The sequence below is a fragment of the Streptomyces sp. P17 genome (assembly GCF_032436805.1).
Taxonomy (GTDB): Bacteria; Actinomycetota; Actinomycetes; order Streptomycetales; family Streptomycetaceae; genus Streptomyces.
Genome location: NZ_JAVRBF010001589.1, coordinates 1 through 229 on the forward strand (window position 1 = coordinate 1; position 229 = coordinate 229).

General features: G+C 63.3%; 1 protein-coding gene. It reads left to right on the top strand.

Annotated features, from left to right (window positions below; genetic code table 11):
- Positions 1 to 71: 71 nt before the first annotated feature.
- Positions 72 to 229, top strand: a 158-nt coding sequence (gene hisE, locus RMT89_RS46495) for a phosphoribosyl-ATP diphosphatase (protein WP_399499157.1), incomplete at its 3' end; no start/stop codon positions are given.

Genomic DNA, 229 nt, shown 5'->3' on the forward strand with positions numbered 1-229 from the left:
TTCCACTTCGGCACCTTCACTATCGCCGAAGTCAAGGCGCACATGGCCGCCGCCGGCATCCCGGTGCGGCTATGAGCGCGCTGTCCCGCCTTGCCGCCACCATCGCGGCGCGCAAGGGCGCCGATCCGGGCGAAAGCTGGACGGCGCAGCTTCTGGCCAAAGGCCCCGAGAAATGCGCCGAAAAATTCGGTGAAGAATCGATTGAAGCGATTATTGAGGCGGTCAAAGG